Origin of the sequence: Anaerotruncus sp. G3(2012), from assembly GCF_000403395.2 — a bacterium.
In the GTDB taxonomy this organism is placed as follows: domain Bacteria; phylum Bacillota; class Clostridia; order Oscillospirales; family Ruminococcaceae; genus Anaerotruncus.
Genome location: NZ_KE159657.1, coordinates 557,705 through 575,603, shown reverse-complemented (window position 1 = coordinate 575,603; position 17,899 = coordinate 557,705). Strand labels below are relative to the sequence as shown.

General features: G+C 53.9%; 19 protein-coding genes and 1 tRNA gene. 7 read left to right on the top strand and 13 right to left on the bottom strand.

The features are described from left to right. Positions 1 to 87: 87 nt before the first annotated feature. Together C814_RS08535 and C814_RS08530 are read right to left on the bottom strand one after the other, a co-directional pair. A complete protein-coding gene (locus C814_RS08535; RefSeq protein ID WP_016315260.1) occupies positions 88 to 1,395 on the bottom strand; it encodes an AI-2E family transporter in 1,308 nt (435 codons plus the stop codon). Positions 1,396 to 1,567: 172 nt separating this feature from the next. Beyond that, complete coding sequence (locus C814_RS08530; protein WP_016315259.1) at positions 1,568 to 2,041, bottom strand: TspO/MBR family protein; 474 nt, start codon at positions 2,039 to 2,041, stop codon at positions 1,568 to 1,570. Positions 2,042 to 2,162: 121 nt separating this feature from the next. Here C814_RS08530 and nth point away from each other — a divergent pair, with 121 nt between their 5' ends. Further along, complete coding sequence (nth, locus tag C814_RS08525; protein ID WP_016315258.1) at positions 2,163 to 2,813, top strand: endonuclease III; 651 nt, start codon at positions 2,163 to 2,165, stop codon at positions 2,811 to 2,813. A gap of 185 nt (positions 2,814 to 2,998) precedes the next feature. Here nth and hslO read toward each other — a convergent pair whose 3' ends face one another. The 8 genes from hslO to C814_RS08485 all read right to left on the bottom strand — a co-directional run bounded on the left by hslO (position 2,999) and on the right by C814_RS08485 (position 10,668). After that, positions 2,999 to 3,868, bottom strand: a complete 870-nt coding sequence (gene hslO, locus C814_RS08520) for an Hsp33 family molecular chaperone HslO (RefSeq protein ID WP_016315257.1) — start codon at positions 3,866 to 3,868, stop codon at positions 2,999 to 3,001. Positions 3,869 to 3,884: 16 nt separating this feature from the next. After that, complete coding sequence (locus C814_RS08515; RefSeq protein WP_016315256.1) at positions 3,885 to 4,634, bottom strand: class I SAM-dependent DNA methyltransferase; 750 nt, start codon at positions 4,632 to 4,634, stop codon at positions 3,885 to 3,887. Continuing rightward, the gene (locus C814_RS08510) at positions 4,634 to 4,921 is read right to left on the bottom strand and encodes a YerC/YecD family TrpR-related protein (protein ID WP_016315255.1); all 288 of its coding nucleotides are present in this window, start codon (positions 4,919 to 4,921) and stop codon (positions 4,634 to 4,636) included. The genes C814_RS08515 and C814_RS08510 overlap by 1 nt, the downstream gene beginning before the upstream one ends. Positions 4,922 to 5,014: 93 nt before the next feature. Next, a complete protein-coding gene (locus tag C814_RS08505) occupies positions 5,015 to 5,452 on the bottom strand; it encodes a hypothetical protein (RefSeq protein WP_016315254.1) in 438 nt (145 codons plus the stop codon). A gap of 128 nt (positions 5,453 to 5,580) precedes the next feature. Then, the gene (lysA, locus tag C814_RS08500; protein ID WP_016315253.1) at positions 5,581 to 6,882 is read right to left on the bottom strand and encodes a diaminopimelate decarboxylase; all 1,302 of its coding nucleotides are present in this window, start codon (positions 6,880 to 6,882) and stop codon (positions 5,581 to 5,583) included. Between the two features lie 52 nt (positions 6,883 to 6,934). Next, complete coding sequence (gene yihA, locus C814_RS08495) at positions 6,935 to 7,540, bottom strand: ribosome biogenesis GTP-binding protein YihA/YsxC (RefSeq protein WP_016315252.1); 606 nt, start codon at positions 7,538 to 7,540, stop codon at positions 6,935 to 6,937. 9 nt (positions 7,541 to 7,549) lie between these two features. Next, the gene (gene lon, locus C814_RS08490; RefSeq protein WP_016315251.1) at positions 7,550 to 10,015 is read right to left on the bottom strand and encodes an endopeptidase La; all 2,466 of its coding nucleotides are present in this window, start codon (positions 10,013 to 10,015) and stop codon (positions 7,550 to 7,552) included. A 452-nt stretch (positions 10,016 to 10,467) separates the two neighbouring features. Continuing rightward, positions 10,468 to 10,668, bottom strand: a complete 201-nt coding sequence (locus C814_RS08485; protein ID WP_016315250.1) for a helix-turn-helix transcriptional regulator — start codon at positions 10,666 to 10,668, stop codon at positions 10,468 to 10,470. Between the two features lie 229 nt (positions 10,669 to 10,897). Here C814_RS08485 and C814_RS08480 point away from each other — a divergent pair. Together C814_RS08480 and C814_RS22080 are read left to right on the top strand one after the other, a co-directional pair. Then, positions 10,898 to 10,980: transfer RNA gene (locus tag C814_RS08480), tRNA-Leu, on the top strand. A gap of 178 nt (positions 10,981 to 11,158) precedes the next feature. Next, the gene (locus tag C814_RS22080) at positions 11,159 to 11,611 is read left to right on the top strand and encodes a DUF2752 domain-containing protein (RefSeq protein WP_016315249.1); all 453 of its coding nucleotides are present in this window, start codon (positions 11,159 to 11,161) and stop codon (positions 11,609 to 11,611) included. Between the two features lie 12 nt (positions 11,612 to 11,623). Here the strand turns inward: C814_RS22080 and C814_RS08475 are convergent, their stop codons facing one another. Beyond that, complete coding sequence (locus C814_RS08475) at positions 11,624 to 12,142, bottom strand: methyltransferase family protein (RefSeq protein WP_016315248.1); 519 nt, start codon at positions 12,140 to 12,142, stop codon at positions 11,624 to 11,626. Positions 12,143 to 12,262: 120 nt separating this feature from the next. On the opposite strand from C814_RS08475, the gene C814_RS08470 reads away from it, so the two are divergent. From C814_RS08470 to C814_RS08455, 4 genes are all read left to right on the top strand, one after another. Further along, positions 12,263 to 13,540, top strand: a complete 1,278-nt coding sequence (locus tag C814_RS08470; protein WP_016315247.1) for a replication-associated recombination protein A — start codon at positions 12,263 to 12,265, stop codon at positions 13,538 to 13,540. Beyond that, positions 13,537 to 14,532, top strand: coding sequence for a hypothetical protein (locus C814_RS08465; protein WP_016315246.1), 996 nt, complete (start codon positions 13,537 to 13,539; stop codon positions 14,530 to 14,532). The genes C814_RS08470 and C814_RS08465 overlap by 4 nt, the downstream gene beginning before the upstream one ends. A gap of 31 nt (positions 14,533 to 14,563) precedes the next feature. Continuing rightward, entirely contained in the window at positions 14,564 to 14,953 is a 390-nt protein-coding gene (locus tag C814_RS08460) for a VOC family protein (protein ID WP_016315245.1), read from the top strand. A gap of 268 nt (positions 14,954 to 15,221) precedes the next feature. After that, positions 15,222 to 15,617 carry an RrF2 family transcriptional regulator gene (locus C814_RS08455; protein WP_016315244.1) on the top strand — a complete coding sequence of 132 codons (396 nt, stop codon included), beginning with the start codon at positions 15,222 to 15,224 and terminating at the stop codon, positions 15,615 to 15,617. A gap of 84 nt (positions 15,618 to 15,701) precedes the next feature. Here C814_RS08455 and C814_RS08450 read toward each other — a convergent pair whose 3' ends face one another. Both C814_RS08450 and C814_RS08445 read right to left on the bottom strand, forming a co-directional pair. Then, complete coding sequence (locus tag C814_RS08450) at positions 15,702 to 17,066, bottom strand: hemerythrin domain-containing protein (protein WP_016315243.1); 1,365 nt, start codon at positions 17,064 to 17,066, stop codon at positions 15,702 to 15,704. Between the two features lie 267 nt (positions 17,067 to 17,333). Further along, positions 17,334 to 17,888, bottom strand: a complete 555-nt coding sequence (locus C814_RS08445; protein WP_016315242.1) for a hypothetical protein — start codon at positions 17,886 to 17,888, stop codon at positions 17,334 to 17,336. Positions 17,889 to 17,899 lie beyond the last annotated feature (11 nt).

Below are 17,899 nucleotides of genomic sequence, written 5' to 3'. Positions count from 1 at the left end.
CTTTTCGGTTCCGTCAACTATACTGTCTCAAAATTTTGCAGGATTTTTAAAAAAGGGATGCAAAAACCCTTTGCACCCCTTTTGCTCCTATTCTTCCTCTTCCTCCTCCGAAGGCTTCTTTTTTCCGATCGGCTGGACTGTGTGCGCCCGGCGGCCGACATGGAATTTTTTCTCCTTCGAGGCACTCTTCCCCGATGGATCTCGCGGCAGCGGGGCTTCCGGGGAACAGTAGCTGTCCAGCTCGACCGGCATGCTCCGCAGATACAGGCGGGAGTCAATCAGCTTGCGTATCAGCATCAGGATAACCGACCAGACTGGCACACCGAAGAACATCCCCAAAAAGCCGTAAAGCCCGCCAAACAGCATAATGGAGAAGACCACCCAAAAGGCGGAAAGCCCGGTTGAATCGCCCAGAATCTTGGGGCCGAGGATGTTGCCGTCAAACTGCTGCAACAGAAAGATGAATACAATAAACCAAAGGGATTTGATCGGATGATCAATCAGAATGATAAAAAACGAAGGGATCGCACCAATGAACGGGCCAAAATATGGGATCACGTTGGTGACGCCCACAATCACCGAAACCAGCATGGTATTTGGCATATTCATGAGGGTCATACAGATAAAACAGAGGATGCCGATGATGAGAGAATCGAGCAGTTTGCCGCTGATAAACCCACCAAAAATACGGTTTGCATCGCTGCTCAACTCCAGCAGCCAGTCAGCATTTTTATTCGGCAGGAACGCATAGAGAATCTTTTTGATTCCCGCGCAGAACCTCTCCTTGTCGCTCAACATGTAGATCGAAACGATCACCCCGACAATGACCTGCAACAATCCGGATGCGAAGTTGGTCGAGAAGGTCACCACCCACGGTACCAGCTTCTTCAGGGTATCCAGCGTGGTCTGCGCGATCGTGTCCGCATACTGTCCAATATAGGTCGAAAGGGTTGTCGGCAGGTCAATTTCAGGAAAATAGGAAAGCAGAACCGGCATCCAGGTGTCCGCTGTGTTTACATAAACTGTCAGCCGATTGATCAGACGCGTCAAACTCAGGACGAGCTGCGGCATCACGATCCCACCAAACGCGGCAATCAGCCCTGCGGCAAACAGATAGGTCAGCAGGATACTCAATCCACGTTTTGGTCGGTCGTTGATCCGGTCTCCCAGCAGGCGGTCAAGGCAATCATGCTCAAAAAACTTCAGCACCGGGTTGAGCAGATAGGCGATCGCAAACCCATAGATAAACGGCGTGAGCAGCCCGACAACCAGTTCAATTTGCCGCTCAAAATATTTGAGATTCCCCAGAAAACCGCTAAACAGTGCCGCTGCTGCCAACACCAAAAACGCATATAGCGCAATGGTGTTATAACGCTTGTTAAATTCAAACTTCATATAAAAAATTTCACGCTTCCATTTCTGTCATTTTGTCCTGTAGGGAAATCCGAACCAACCGGCAGATCCAACCCGTCTGCTGTCGGCAAAAATGCCCCACGATTATATCCTTTTGCCATAAGGGTGGGCTAACTGTGTTATACTTTTCACATATTATAGCATACTGTTCCAGCTAATTCAATACTGCAATAGATTTATTCAGCAGCATGGCAAAGACCAGCCAGACCAGATAAGGCGTCATTAGCCAGAGGGTGCGGCGGTCAATCAGTGCGAAGCAAATTATGGTTGCCAATGCAAGCAGAAAGATAGTGCAAAGCAGCCGAAACGCCCAGGCATACGCGCCCCAGCGGAAGAAAAGCGGACTCCATAAAAAATTCAGAAAAAGCTGTACCAGATAAAAGGTCATCGCCTGGGTACGGGCTTCCCCTTTTGGGGACTCCATCACCAGATAATATGCAGCTGCAATCAGCAGATAAAGCACCGGCCAGACAACGGCAAACACCCAGTCGGGCGGCGCAAACCATGGCAGGTTCAGTGTCTGATAGATTCCCTTGACATCCCCTGAAAGCCGGTTGCTTAGAAACCCGCCTCCCATAGCAAGTGCAATGGAAGCGATCAGCGGTTTTGCCCGAATCTGTGCAGTCATCTTGTTTCCCCTTTCCCAAAAACAGTTTCTTCAAAGTATAGGGCGAATTTCTCCAAAATATGCTTCCAGATTTGACGCCGGACATTTCGGATGGTATCATATAGGCGAGGAGGGGTTCCCAATGACAAAAAAAGAAACCGCGCAGATGGCGGTTGAACTGCTCAAGCAGGAATATCCGGATGCGATCTGTTCGCTCACCTATACCCGCCCCCATGAGCTGCTGATTGCCACCCGTCTCGCCGCGCAATGCACCGATGTGCGGGTTAACATTGTGTGCAAGGATCTGTATGCCAGATATCCTTCGGTTCAGGCGTTTGCCGAGGCCGACCTTACCGATGTTGAAGAATGCATCAAATCCTGTGGGTTGTATAAAACCAAGGCCAAAGACATCATTGCAATGTGCCGGATGATAATGGAGCAGTATGGCGGGGAGGTCCCGGATTCTCTGGAAGAACTGGTCAAGCTCCCCGGCATCGGACGCAAAACCGCCAACCTGATGATGGGGGATATTTTTCACAAACCGGCGATCGTCGTCGATACCCACTGCATCCGCCTAACCAACCTGTTGGGGCTTTCGGAAGGCAAAGACCCGGTCAAGGTTGAAAACCAGCTGCGGCCCTTGCTCCCGCCTGAGGAATCCAATGATTTCTGCCACCGTTTGGTGCTGCATGGGCGGGCAGTCTGCGTTGCGAGGCGTCCGCAGTGCGACCGGTGTGTTCTGAACGTCTGCTGCAAACATTATCAGGAGACCTATCATCCGGGGAGCGCTTAAAAAACAATAAAAAGTTTCGCCAGCCCTTGCTGCGGTCGGAACGCCGCATCCTGTTTTTCCGGGCAAAAGTAGGCGTTGGAGCAGGAGGAAAAGCCTCCGCAGAGAAAGAAGCCGCGCAGATTCTTGGAATCTGCGCGGCTTCTTTCTTGCAGGAAATCAAATGTCAGATTGCATTTTCAGAGAACCTACCGAATCAGCCTGCGCAGATCGTCACGGGTAAACAGGTACTTTTTGCTGCAAAAATGGCAGCCGACTTCGGTTGTCTCCTGCTCATCGATCATGCTTTGCAGCTCTTCCCTCCCGATGCTGACCAGTGCACGCTCCACCCGCTGGCGCGAGCAGCTGCACCGGTAGCTGATTTCCGTTTCCTCCAACAGGTCAGGGCTGAATCCGTCCAGCACTGTGTGGACGATTTCAGCCGGCGTCATGCCGCTTTGAATCATCTCGGTGACCGGCCTGACCTTCTCCAGGGATTGTTCAAGCTTCTGGATCACATCCTCCCCCGCGCCCGGAAGGAGCTGGATCAGGTAGCCGCCCGCCGCCCTGACGCTCAAGTCCGGGTTGACCAGCACCCCCAGTGCGCACACAGCCGGCGTCTGCTCGCTGACCGCATAATAGCTGGTGACATCCTCGGCAATCTCGCCCGAAATAATCGGCACCGAACCGGTCGCCGGCTCGGGAAGCCCCACATCCTTGATTACTGTCAGCGTGCCCTGCCTGCCAACCGCACCCGCGACATCCAGTTTCCCATACTGGTTGAGCGGAATTTCAACAATCGGGTTGGCAACATAGCCGCGCGGATTACCATGGCTGTCCGAAACTGCGATCAGCGAACCGGCAGGCCCATCCCCCGCCAGACGGACGGTAACGCTGTCGGTATCATTTTTCAGCTGGCTCCCCATGATCGAAGCCGCGGTAATCAACCGCCCCAACGCAGCGGTGACGGTTGCGGATGGTTGATGGATCCGTTCCATCTCCGCGACCACATCGGTCGAATCCACCGCGGTGCAGACACAACTCCCGTCAGCAGCGATTGCTCTTATCAGTTTTCCCATAACATTTCTCAAATCCTTATCTTTCTCGTTTGCGGGCAAGATAAACCGCCCGCTGGGTATCCTCCTGCACAGGGTCGAACGTATCCCCGGCATACACCCCGAGCAGCTCATATCCCGCCTCTTCCAGCCAGCCGCAAAGCTGGTCATGGGAATAGGCCCGTTCAAAAAAATGCTCTTCTTCCCGGAAATAAGCGTCCCCATCCCGCTCGAACAGGTCGATCGAGATCTCCGTACGCAGGTCCTGACTGGTCGTATTCTGCCAGACACAGTATACCTCGTCAAAGTCATAGACAAAGGTGTTGTCCGCCAGGATTTCCCGATGCTTGTACTCGGTGTTCACGTCGAACACAAACAGCCCGCCCGGAACCGTGAAGAGCGAAACCCGCTCAAACGCCTTCCGGACGGTATCTGGATCATCAATATGGTTGATCGAGTCGAGCGCGCAAACCGCAGCGTCGACCGTCCCGTACAGGTCGAGCCGGTCAAACGGCTGGCAGAGGAACAGAACCGGACGGTCCCCGCTGTTTTTGGCAGCTGCCTCCGAAAGCATCTCGGCGCTTGCGTCCACACCGATCACATCGTATCCCAGCTCGGAAAACGCAACCGACAGGCTCCCGGTTCCGCAGGCAAGGTCGAGCAGGATGGTCTGTGCGGTGACCGGTATCCATGTCCGGATCATCTGGTCGAAATACCCCGCGCGCGCCGGATAGTCGATCTCCCCTGTCAGCAGATCGTACCACGCGGCAAATGCACTTCCATAGGCCATCAGTTGCGCACCCGTTCGAACACCACCTGATAACCGTCGCTGCCATAGTTGAGCGAACGGTTTACCCGGCTGATCGTGGCTGTGGATGCGCCGGTTTTGGCGACAATATCGCTGTAAACCCGTCCTTCATTGAGCATCCGGGCCACCTCCAGCCGTTGCGAAAGAGCTTTCAGTTCCTGGACTGTGCAGAGGTCTTCAAAAAAATGGTAGCATTCATCCATCGTCTTTAAGGCCAGAACTGCCTTGAACAGGTATTCCACATTTACATCCTTTAGCTTAGTATTCACGAGGATCCCCCTAAAAATAAAAGTACAGACTTCTTTTATTTTATCATTTTAGAGTGTGAAAGTAAAGAGTTTTTCTACATCAATGTGAAATTTTTAGCGATTTTGTTGAGTCAGGGTGCCCGCCCACGAAGACGCCTTCTGTCCACCTAAAAAAAGGACGCCTCTAACCTGGTAAGTGTACGCACTGACCCGAACCATCGTCTCAAGGCTGCGAGAATGCCCATCATCCGAGCCATTTTCGGAGAAAATCGTATCCTCCACGAAGAGGAACCGACCGGTGAATCGTCCAAGCGATGGATTGTGCGACTCCCATCCGATCACCGGCGGGGTCTGTCCGGCGGGAATCTGATAGTTGTTGTAAAACCGTACCGGCTGTGGGAAGCCCACTTCAAGATGGCCGCCAATCGTCCAGTCCCCGTTTTCCCGGGAAATCCGACTCTCCCCGGTAAACGGGAACCGGTTTTCCTCTTCATCGTAATAGCTGCCGCTGGCGATCCAAACCCCACTCTGCAACAAAAATGTATGCTCCATCTTTCATCCCTCTTTTCCATCAAAAACCGCCCGTCCCAGCCTGGGGCAGGCGGCATCCGCTTTTCTATTATCAGAATAGCTGACAGTTTAAGCCGTGCGCTGGATTGCTATAGAATCTGAAGCACCGCTTACAGCAGATCATTGCGGATGATATCGTCGAGCGTCTCCCGCCTGACCACCACCCGATCTTTCCCATCCCGGAGCATGACAACCGCAGGTTTTGGGATACGGTTATAATTGGAGGCCATCGAGTAGTTATACGCACCGGTGGAGAGCACCGCAATGATGTCTCCCGCCTGCACCTCCTGAAGCGGCATCCTTTCTCCGATCAGGTCTCCGCTCTCGCAACATTTTCCAGCGATCGTAACCGTACGCAGACGGGGCTGGGACGCCTTGTTCGCGACCATCGCTTCATATTCGGACTGGTAGAGGATATAGCGCGGGTTGTCGCACATCCCGCCATCGACCGCCACATAGGTGCGGACGCCGGGGATCTCCTTGACCGACCCGACGGTATAAAGGGTGACCCCGGCAGGCCCGACGATCGAACGGCCCGGCTCAATCACGATATAGGGGGTGTTGATCCCCAGCGCCGCACAGGATTTTTTGACCGTCTCGGAAACCTGCATCATATAGCGGTCATATTGCACCGGGTCATGCTCGGGCAGATATTTGATCCCAAAACCGCCGCCCAGATCGAGAATCTTAAGTGCCAGGCCAGTTTTTTCCCTGATCTCGGCGATGAATCCGAGCATCACTTCGGCAGCGTGCTCGAACGGCTCGATGTCAAAGATCTGTGACCCGATATGGCAGTGCAGGCCCTTCAGTTCGATCCCTTCCATCCCTGCCGCCATCCGGACCGCCCCAAGCGCTTCACCCGTCTCTAACGCAAACCCGAACTTGCTGTCAATCTGTCCGGTGCGGATAAAGGCATGGGTATGCGCATCCACCCCCGGCTTGATCCGGAAGAGGATGCTCGCTTTCTGGTTGTGGCTGATTGCAAGCTGGTTGAGCAGTTCCAGTTCGGACAGGTTGTCAACCACGATCTGCCCGACCCCGTACTCCAGTGCAGCAAGCAGCTCCTGTACCGTTTTGTTGTTGCCGTGGAAAAAGATACGTTCGGGCGGGAAACCGACGCTCTGGGCGGTATACAGCTCCCCGATCGAGACGACATCCAGCCCCAGCCCCTCTTCCATCGCGATCTTGCAGGCCGCCTTACAGCAGAACGCCTTGCTCGCATAGGTCACAAGCCCGCGCCCGCCATAATACTTGTTGATCGACTCGCGGTAGCTCGCGCAGGCGCGCCGGATCTCATCTTCATCCATCACATAAAGCGGGGTTCCATAGGTCTGCGCCAGCTCGACGGTATCCCGCCCGCCGATCGTCAGATGCCCAAGCGCGTTCAGCCCCAAACAGTCGGAAACAAACATTGTCTAATCATCCTTTTCGCGCGCAGGACCCGCCTGCGTTTCTAGTTGACCCCTATTCTGCCGCATCTGCGGCGCATTCTGCCTCGATTTCGGCAATGATCTCTTTCACCGCGTCCACCCCATCCCCTTTTTCAGACGAAAACGGGATCATCGTGATCTGATCCGCACAGGGCAGCTCGGAGCGCAGCGCGTCCAGACGCTCCTGCTGCTGTTTGAGGGAGAGTTTGTCCCGCTTGGTCAGGATCACCACAAACGGGAATTCGTGGTCAATCAGGAAATTGACCATCATCAGGTCGTCCACGGTCGGCGGATGGCGCATATCAATCAGCTGGAACACCAGCTGCAGATTGCGGTCCTGTGCAAAGTAGCCTTCGATCAGCTCCGCCCAGCGGCGTTTTTCCCCCTTGCTGACCTTTGCATAACCGTAACCGGGCAGATCGACAAACCGAATCCCATCCACATGGAAAAAGTTAATCGTTGCGGTCTTGCCCGGCACGCAGGAAACACGCGCAAGCTGTTTGCGGTTGAAAAGCTTGTTAATCATTGAGCTTTTCCCGACGTTCGACCGGCCTGCAAACGCGATTTCCGGCAGGTCAGACGCCGGAAGCTGCTCGGATGTGCCATAGCTCGCCTCAAATTTCACGTTATGATAGTTCATCTTTCCTCCTCACTGTGGGATCGGCGTGTTCGCGGGGAGATCGGGCACCTGCTTCTGCCCGAGCGCGTCGAGTGCGGGTGCACTGATCCTCGGCACAGGCTTTTTCACCAGCGCAGCCTCGATCACGGTATCAATCCGCTCGGCCGGTACAAACCGCAGATGCTCCCGCACCACCTCGTCGATCTCCGCGAGGTCCGGCTCGTTTTCCTTGGGGATCACGACTGTTTTGATCCCGGCGCGGTAGGCGGCCATCGTCTTTTCTTTCAATCCGCCAATCGCCAACACCCGTCCGCGGAGGGTCACCTCGCCTGTCATCGCAACATCCCGATGCACCGGGGTGTCCGAGAGCGCGGAAACCAGCGCAGTGGTGATGGTCACGCCCGCCGAAGGGCCGTCTTTCGGGACCGCCCCCTCCGGGACATGGATATGGATATCCTTTGTCTTATAAAAATCGTGTTCAATCCCGTATGCTTCCCAGTGGGCGCGGATAAAGCTGACTGCGGCGCGCGCGGACTCCTTCATCACATCTCCGAGCGAGCCAGTCAGCTCGATCTTGCCGCTCCCATCAAGGACCGCCACTTCCACCTGTAGCATCTCTCCGCCCACCGAAGTCCACGCCAGCCCATTGACCATGCCCACTTCATCATACGGCTGGATCTGCTCAGGGCGCATCTTACGGGGGCCGAGGTAATCGGTGATATTTTCATCGGTGATGACCACCTTTTTGGACTCGCCTGCGACAATCTGCTTTGCCGACTTGCGCAGCAGCGACGCGACCTCCCGTTCGAGGCTGCGGACCCCGGCTTCACGGGTATAGTTGTCGATCAGGGCGTAAAGCGCATCATCTGCGACCCTGGCTTTGGATGCGGTCAGCCCATGCCGTTTCATCTGCTTGGGCAGCAGATGGTGTTTGGCAATCTGGAATTTCTCTTCGCGGGTGTAGCTGGTCAGCTCAATGACCTCCATACGGTCGCGGAGCGGGCCGGGAATGGTGCTCAGTGTGTTGGCAGTTGCGATAAAGAGCACATCCGAAAGGTCGAACGGCACCTCGATATAGTGGTCTCGGAACGCATGGTTCTGCTCCGAATCAAGCACTTCGAGCAGTGCCGCGGACGGATCCCCCCGGTAGTCGTTGCCCAGTTTGTCCACCTCATCGAGCAGCATCAGCGGGTTGGAACTGCCCGCCAGCTTCATCGCAGCCATGATCCGTCCGGGCATCGCGCCGATATAGGTTTTGCGGTGGCCGCGTACGTCGCTTTCGTCCCGCACGCCGCCCAGCGAAATCCGCACGTATTTACGCCCCATCGACTTTGCGATCGAGCGGGCAATCGAAGTCTTGCCAACTCCCGGCGGCCCCACCAGGCAGATGATCTGCCCTTTGATGTCGGGCGCGAGCTTGCGCACCGAAAGCAGCTCCAGAATCCGCTCCTTGACCTTCTTCAGGCCGTAGTGCTCCTTGTCGAGCAGCGCCTGTGCCTTTTTGATGTCGATTTTATCGGTGGTGCGCTTGTTCCAGGGGAGGTCAAGCACTGTATCCAGATACCCCCGGATCACCCCTGCTTCGTTCGAGTTGCCCGGCAGACGCGCGAGACGGTCGGCCTCCTTGGTCAGCTTCTCGGTCGTCTCCTCATCCAGCTTGAGCTTCCCGATCCGTGAGAGGTAATTGTCCACCTCATCCTGTAGTTCGTCCTCGCCCAGTTCGCTCGAGATCGCTTTCATCTGCTCGCGCAGATAGTATTCCCGCTGGTTTTTGTCCACCTGCCCTTTGACCTTCTCCTGGATGTCCGCCTCAAGCGAAAGAATGTCGTTCTCCTCCTCAAGGATGCGGGCCAGAATTTCCAGCCGTTTGAGCGGGTCACTCTGGGAAAGGATGGTCTGTTTGTCCTCGACCTCCATCTGCATGTTGCCGGCTATGTATTCGGCGAGATGGATCGGGTCCTCACTGACCAGCGCGTTGATAACCAACTCTTTGGGCATCCGCGGGATCAGGAAGCAGTACTCTTCGAACAGGTCTTTCACCGTTCTCATCAGCGCGTCGCAGAGGGCGGATTTGAGGTTGCGCCCGGTTTTCAGCGGGAACGGCAGAACCGTTCCTTCGAAATAAGGCTCTTCAGTGAGCACTTCTGTAACCTTGGCGCGGTAGACCCCTTCCACCAGTACCCGCCAGGTCCCCCCCTGCGATTTGATGATCTGCCGGACCTCGGCGACCACGCCAACTTTATAGATCGAGTCCGCTTTTGGCTCATCGTCCCGGATGTTTTTCTGTGCGACAAGGAAAATCCTCCTGTCGGTGCTCATCACGGAATTGAGCGCGAGGATCGACTTTTCCCGCCCTACATCAAAATGCAGCACCATCTGCGGATAGAGCACCAGCCCACGCAGCACCAGCATCGGCATTTTGACCGGCTGGGATTGTTCAGATTTTATATCGTCCGGGTTTTCCACCAGCTTTATTTTTTCGTTCAATTCGCTCATTTCAGTCCCTCCATTCTGTAAGGAGCCACACAAAAACAGGGAATCTCTTCACACAAGGTCCCCTACTCTTTTGCATCTATGATACCACGCAGGCCCTCTGGATCGGGTTGCAGGCTGTATCCAAGTATAGTAGCTGCTTTTCAGCTATTATAACCACAATCGCAAAGCGATGTGGTTATAATTGGCCATTGGGACGGGAGCAGGCTCTGCCTGTGCATCGTCCTGGCCATAGCTCGGGTATAATAGCTGCTTTTCAGCTATTATAACCACAATCGCAAAGCGATGTGGTTATAATTGGCCATCGGGACGGGAGCAGGCTCTGCCTGTGCATCGTCCTGGCCATAGCTCGGGTATAATAGCTGCTTTTCAGCTATTATACCACAGCGGCATTCCTTCTGTAAACGATACCACAACGGTAAATTCCTGTACAAAAACATCCGGAAAATGGCCCTTTAGTCAAACAGGAACAGCAGTTCAATGGGTGCCCCTACTGCGCGGGAGACTGAAACTGCGAGTTTGAGAGACGGGTTGTATCTGCCCGACTCCAACCGTATAATCGTCTCTCTGCGCACCCCGACCAGCACCGCAAGCTGCTCCTGCGTCAACCCCTTGCGTTGGCGGTACTGTTTCAGGCAGCATGTAAACTCTCCCATTTCAAACGCCGCTCCTGTAAAAAATATTGCGTATTCTCTTTTCTGGCATGGCAGCTCCCTGAAAAGGCAACTGCTCCTTCCCTTTTGAGATACAAATATATCACCGTCCCGCCGAATTGTCAAGTACAGGCCATGGAAAGGAAGCGGCAGCCAAATATTATTTTTATTTTGCCTATTTTGCCATTGACAAACAGGAAAATATATGATAATATACAAAACGTTGAAAGACGCGGCAGTGCTGGAACAGGCAGACAGGCACGTTTGAGGGGCGTGTGCGCGAGCGTGTGGGTTCAAGTCCCATCTGCCGCACCATTTCAAAAACAGAGAGCATTCAAATCGTTTCTTGTAAAAGAGGATTTGGATGCTTTTTCTGTTTTCATGACGTACAATCTGGCAGATTCTTTGGATGTTGAAAAACAAGCAGATTCATGGTATTATATGCAGAGAATCCACATGGGTTGCTGTTGCGCACCCGCTAAAGAAGGTTAGTATGAACAGATACCCTTTTTTCAAACCTGCATCCACTGTGCGGGGGCGTCTGGGACAGCTATGCCTGTTCTGTGCGGCGGCCGCACTGGCGGTATTGTTTTTCAGCCAGACCGGACTCTACCACTGCCCGCTGCGGTGGGGGCTTGGGATCGAATGCCCGGGATGCGGGATGACCCGGGCTGCGGCCTGCCTGCTCCGGCTGGATTTTGCCGGCGCCTGGCGGATGCACCCCCTCGTCTTTGCAGCAGCAGGATTCCTCCTGTTCGCCGCTTGGATGTGGGTTACCGGCCAAGGGAACCCTTTGCGCAAAAAATGGCTGCTCCGAACATTTGCGGCCCTGTTTGCGCTCTGGTGGGGGTTCCGCATCCTGCGGTTTTTGCAGGGGCAGCAGCCTGATTTGTTAGAACCGCAGGCGCTGCTTCCACGCGTCCTGCGCCTGTTGACCGGCCGCTGAACCGGTTTTGTTTTAAAGATAGCGCCGTACCCGTTTCATATACTGCAAATACGCCTTGCCGAACTGCTCCCTGCACCATCTTTCTTCGGAACGGATGATCCAATGGGCAGAGATCTGGAAGCTCAGCACAAAAGCGAGCAGCAACGGGGACTGTGTGAGCAGGACGCATCCCAGAAATATGATAAAATATGCTATATACATCGGATTGCGTGACAACCGGTAAATACCGCTTTGGTTGAACCCGTTTTCGGGCAGGACCGCAAAGTGGCAGACGGTAACCGCAAGCAGCAGGATGCCTACCGCATAGACTGCTATGCCGGCAGCATACAACCCTGACGGGGCTGTTCTGATCCGAAGGAAAAACAGGGACAGAAAAATCGCCGCCGTAGAAAGCTGGTAAACCCAATATGCTGCCTTTTCCCGCTTCTGTAGGGGTGCAAAATATGCGGCGCGCAGAACAGCTCCCCGACCCAGGATGGACAGCAGCCCAAATCGGACCAGCAAAAAAGGGATCATCAGCACAAAGCCCATTCCATCCCCTCCTGTTCTCTCGGTTTGTCCAGATGTGTCATATTTTAAAAGTATACCATAATGGGTTGAAAAAGACAACCATATCCCATATTGGAACAAAAAACGAACGAGGTGACGATTATGTCCGCACCGCTCGCAGACCGCATCCGCCCGCAATCGCTGGACGATGTGGTCGGGCAGGAGCACCTGCTCGGAAAAGATCGGGTGCTTCGCCGGATGGTGGAAACCGGCAGCATCCCCAACCTGATCTTTTATGGGCCGTCCGGGGTTGGCAAAACCACCGTTGCATCCATCATCGCCAAACTGGCCGGAAAAAAACTTTACCGGCTGAATGGTACGACCGCTTCAACGTCGGACATCCGGGAGGTGGTCGCCGGGTGCGACACCATCGACGGGATCGGTGGTGTGATCCTCTATCTCGACGAGATCCAGTATCTGAATAAAAAACAGCAGCAGACGCTGCTTGAATTCATCGAAAATGGGTCGATCACGCTGATCGCCTCGACCACTGAAAACCCCTATTTCTACATCTATAACGCGATCCTCTCCCGGAGCACTGTCTTTGAATTTAAACCGATCCAACCCGAGGCTGTGGAACGGGCGATTTGTCGTGCCTTCCGAATTGCGGAGGAGAGCTTCGGCCATCCGCTCGAGCTGGAGGAGGGCGTGACACGGGAGCTTTCGTTCTCCTGCGGCGGGGATGTCCGCAAAGCGATCAATGCGGTCGAGATGCTTGCGCTCGCCTCGGGGGACAGTGGAAAGGTTACGCTGGCGGATCTCGAACAGATCGTCCAGCGGAGCGCGGGCCGTTATGACAAGGAGGGGGACGAGCATTACGACCTGCTCTCCGCCCTGCAAAAGTCAATCCGCGGCTCGGATGAGAATGCAGCGCTGCACTATCTCGCGCGCCTGCTCGATTCAGGGGATCTGATCTCCCCCTGCCGGCGTCTGCTGGTCATTGCAAGTGAGGACGTGGGGCTGGCCTACCCGCAGGCGGCTGCGATCGTGAAAGCGTGCGTGGACAGTGCCTTCCAGCTCGGGCTGCCCGAAGCACGCGTCCCGCTGGCAATGGCGGTTGTCCTGATGGCTACCTCCCCCAAATCCAACTCCTCCTATAAAGCGATCAACGCGGCAATGGCCGATGTACAGGCTGGACGCGGCAGTGGATTTCCACGCTGCCTGCAAAATAAGCATTACGATGGTGCTGAGGTCGAACGGAAAGGACAATTCTACCTCTACCCACACGATTTCCCCAACCACTTTGTCCGGCAGCAGTATCTGCCGGATGCCCTTGCCGGAACCGTTTACTACCAGTTCGGCGAAAACAAAAATGAATCCGCAGCGCGCGCCTATCGGGAAAAGCTGCTGCGGGAATCCGAAACGGGGGGGAAAAGATGACACTGTTTCCGAAAGTGGGGATTCTGGTTTTTGGGGTGTTGATGGTATTCTGCGCTTGCTCGCAAGGGTTGCCCGGCAATCCGCCCCAGGCCCCGGAAACTGTTTCGCAGGGAAACGCTTCATCAGAACAAACTCCAGAGAGCCGGCCAGCCGATCCGGCGCCTGCGGCGGTCGGTTTTGGGATGCGGTTTCTCGAGGCGCTCCAGCGCGGCGACATCGCGGAGATGGAGACGATGGTCTGGAGCTGGGAGGAAACGCCGGATGCGCTCTCCTATTGGGAGACCGTCACCTTCAGGGATACTTTCACTGCCAGCTTTGTTACCGAACAAACCAGTGAGGATTACGCGGTAATCCAGGTATCCCTTTCGATCGAAGACCCGGGAGAATCCCCTCTGGTTTCCGGTGAGAACCAGCTTGTGCTGACGGTTGGCTGTCCACCGTTTGGAATCGGAGAGGATGTCCGGGTTCTGTCCCTGATCCCACAGGCAGAATATGATCTCAACCGCTCGGAAGACCCAGCTGCTTTCCAGGTGTGGACCTTCCGCAGCTGGGGAAGCGTCGAACCGTTTGACACTGCTGCACAGATTGATCGGAATATTTTGCTGAACTATGTGGTGACAGCAGCAAGCCGGGATTTCTCCACGCACACCGACGGGTGGTCCTATGAGCCGCTTGAGGAGCTGACACAGGCGCAGATCGACCAGACTGCGGATCGTTATTTTGGCATCGAGCGCCTTGTACGGACCGATGCGGCCTGTTACGATCGGGAAAAGCAGGTCTACCGGCTATTTGGCCGGGATGGGGGATACTCCTCGGACCGGGTAGTCTCCAATCTGGAACTGCCCGACGGGAACCGCGAGGTGGTGATTGGGCAGTTCGGCATCGACCCGCTTGAACTGCTTCCATATGCAAAGACCCGATACCTCCTTGCACCGAATGGGGACGGTTCCTACCGGTTTCTTTCCGCGACACAGGAAGTGTTTCAGCCATAAACCAACAAGACAGAGAAAGGAGCAGACATTCATGCGAATCAAAAAGGTGGACCATGTGGTCATCACAACCGAACATCTGGAGGAAAGCATCAAATTTTACAAAATGCTCGGATTTGAAGCGGTCAATGCAATGGGACACTGGGAGATGAAACTTGGTGATTTCAAGGTCAATCTCCATGTGAAAGGGGTCGCGCTCGAACCAGAAGTGAAGCACGTCCAGCCGGGCAGTTTGGAGCTTTGCTTCGAACTGGATGGCGACCTGCACAAGCTCAAATCCTATCTCGAAGGACAGGGACTGGAAGTTGCCGAACCGCGTATCATGGCGCGTACCGGAGCCAAAGGCCCGGCAATGTCGTTCTACCTGCGCGACCCGGACGGAAATCTGGTAGAGCTTTGCAGCTACGGAAAAAGTGATACCTGATAAAAGCCCATATCCACCTATAAAGCGCCTGCGGCAGTTATTCCCTGCCGCAGGCGCTTTTGATTTTCAGGCTGTGGATTGATGGCCAGATACACTGCCATACAAAATCAAGGCATTTCGTTCTTCTGGAGAAAAACAGAGATGGATAGAATTTCAGTCCCCAGGTGCAAAAAACAACCAAAAGGAACCTTGACAAGTTAGACAGATTGTCGTATACTCTTAAGTATATTCAATTAGTATACTTTCGTTTCCTGAAAGGGGACTTACCATGCATATCACGCTGGAAGCCGACTATGCAGTACGCATTGTCAACTGTTTGGCCAAACATAAAGTCCGAATGGACGCCAAGTCGCTTTCGGGGGCAACAGGGGTGACGCTGCGGTTTTCCCTGAAAATCCTGCGCAAGTTAGTGGCAGAGGGAATTGTCCGGTCGTATAAAGGCACGCAGGGCGGCTACGAGCTGGCCCGGCCCGCTGGGGAAATCTCTCTCGGCGAGGTGATCGAGGTCGTAGAAGGGCCTATCACGATCAGCCGGTGCGTTGGCGTGGAAGGGTTTAAATGCAGCCGTGGGGAGGATTCATTCTGCCAATTCAACCAAACCTATTCAGAGATTTCCAAAATGGTGCGGGAAAAGCTATATGCTGTGCATTTTGGGGAAGAATAACAGAGCCGGACGGAAATCCGTCCGGCTCTGCCGTTCTCTATCCAATCTTTTTATACCTTCCCGATTCGCGTCCATAGCAGGCCGTCAGGCTTTTTTCTTTTCAAAGAAAGCGTCGATTGACTTTTTAATATCCGCAGGTTTCGAATGTTTCAGCAGATAGCCAGACGGTTTCAGAGGCATGACCTTGATCATACTCTCCCGATCCCTCCTGCCGGTCAGGAAAATCACCGGAATGTCTGCAAATTCCTTTTCCGCGCGGAGCATCTCCAATACCTGGCTGCCATCGCAGATCGGCATTTCGTAGTCCAGCAAGATCAAATCCGGACGGTTCAAGGTAATGGTGCGAATCGCGGCCACACCGGATTCGGCCAGCGCGACCTCATAATCCGCATCCAGAAGCTGCTTCATGCCATGCCGCACAGTTATGGAATCATCTACCACGAGTATCTTCGGCTTCTGATTCTGTATCTCCTGCTCCTCCCGCTTTTCCAGATATTTTTTGACTTCATCCAGCGCATTTTCGTTTTCGAGAGGGGTCCCAATCCCATCTTGCAGCAGATGGGGCGCGATAACGCAATAGGAAAAATAGCCGGCTCCCCCAGTGTTAAACAGCAGGCTGATATGCGGTTTTTCCGTCTCGAACACCTTACGGAACTGCTCATAAGAAAGAAGATGCTCCTTTTTCAGCTCATACGATTTTGTACTCGGAAGGCTCTCCATAATACGTCCCGCAAACTGTTTCGCCGTATATCTGCTGGCATTGACCAACATGCTGTCCAGCTTGTTGGTCTTAATCCCCATAATTTTTCCAACCGTATTGATCAGAAGTTTTTCCTCAAAAACCAGAAGGATCTCCTGCGTTTTTTCGTGCTGCCCTGTTCCATAAACCAGGCGGTAATAGATTCCCCTTCCAAACTTTTCTCCGCTATATACATCGCTGACCAACTGTGACTCCAGACGGAACATATCAAACACAAGCTGAATAATCAGTTTTTTTATGGCGGCAACCTCTTCCTCCGGCAAGAGGTTTTTCCATTTGCTGATCCCCTCCCCTGCAATGGCAACGTCCTCTGTGAGGGTATGCCCGATCAGCCAGCCGGCGCAGACGCCCAAAAAGTGATCTACCGCGTCCGGGGAATACTCTGTCCGTTTCAGCTCCTGTTCAAGCGCCGGAAGCGTATTTTCCCGAAATCCTTTGTGCACACGTTTATGCTGTTCCAGTCCTTCGTAGCCAATAGACTCCATATATTCTTCTTCATCTGCAAAATGCCGTATCGCATGTGTCTTGAAAAACTTAATTGCTTCCTGACAGGCCCACTGGTTGTCTTTTTCCTCTTTCCGGAGCGCGAAAAGTTTGTTGATAATCCTTAAAAGCTGCCGGTGTTCCCGGTCGATGCTGCTCACTCCGATATTGAATTCTTCCTGCCATGCAAACTGAACGTCATTCATGCAAAATCCTCCTTATTATTCTGTCTGACTGATGATAAACATGACAAAGCCACTGTAAAATAACCTGTTATTTTACAGTGGTGGGCATGCCCACCAACACAATCCTGCGTGGATGGGCTATAGAACCCGGAGCAATACCGCTCTTAGCGGTTTACAATGGTTGAATCAATAAATGGATATTTAAAAACCAGCTTTGATTTCCGGTACCCGCCCTGAGCGGTTTTTTTCCGTCTCTATTATTATAGTTTGGAATTTCCGGAAGGGTCCTTAGTAATCGATCACCACAAATTCCCCGAAATTTCGGGGATCTTCACGGGAAAGGGAGAAATCCGCCGGAAAAAAGCACCCATAATGCGGACGCCGGGAATTTTCGCAAGTCTTATAAAAATTTCCCCGGAAGGTGGCGCCCGGCAGGGCAGAAAAACCACTGGCGCAACGTCCTAATATATGGGAAGAAACAATGATATTCCCTCCCCAATATACGCCTTGTAGATCTTCCCCCTCAAACGTATGCACCAAAACCCCATCCAACGGTTCCGAACCATCTCCCGCAGAAGCCATGGAAGCCCCATCCGCCTGAAGCGAGAGCCGGAGGGGCGGCCCCGCATCCAAAAACTGTAGGATCGCTTCCATCCGGCTGTCGGGAAGCGGCTTTGACTCGAAGCTCAGAAACTGGAGATGCAGCGCATCTGCCGCAAAGCAGATGCGCACCTGCGAATAGGGCCGATAATCGCGCGTCTCGAGCGGGAAGCAGGTCAGCTTGGCGACATGCAGCGTCTCGTAATCGGGCGCACCGGGAAAAAGCCGGACTTTAAATGCCATGAGAGGAATCC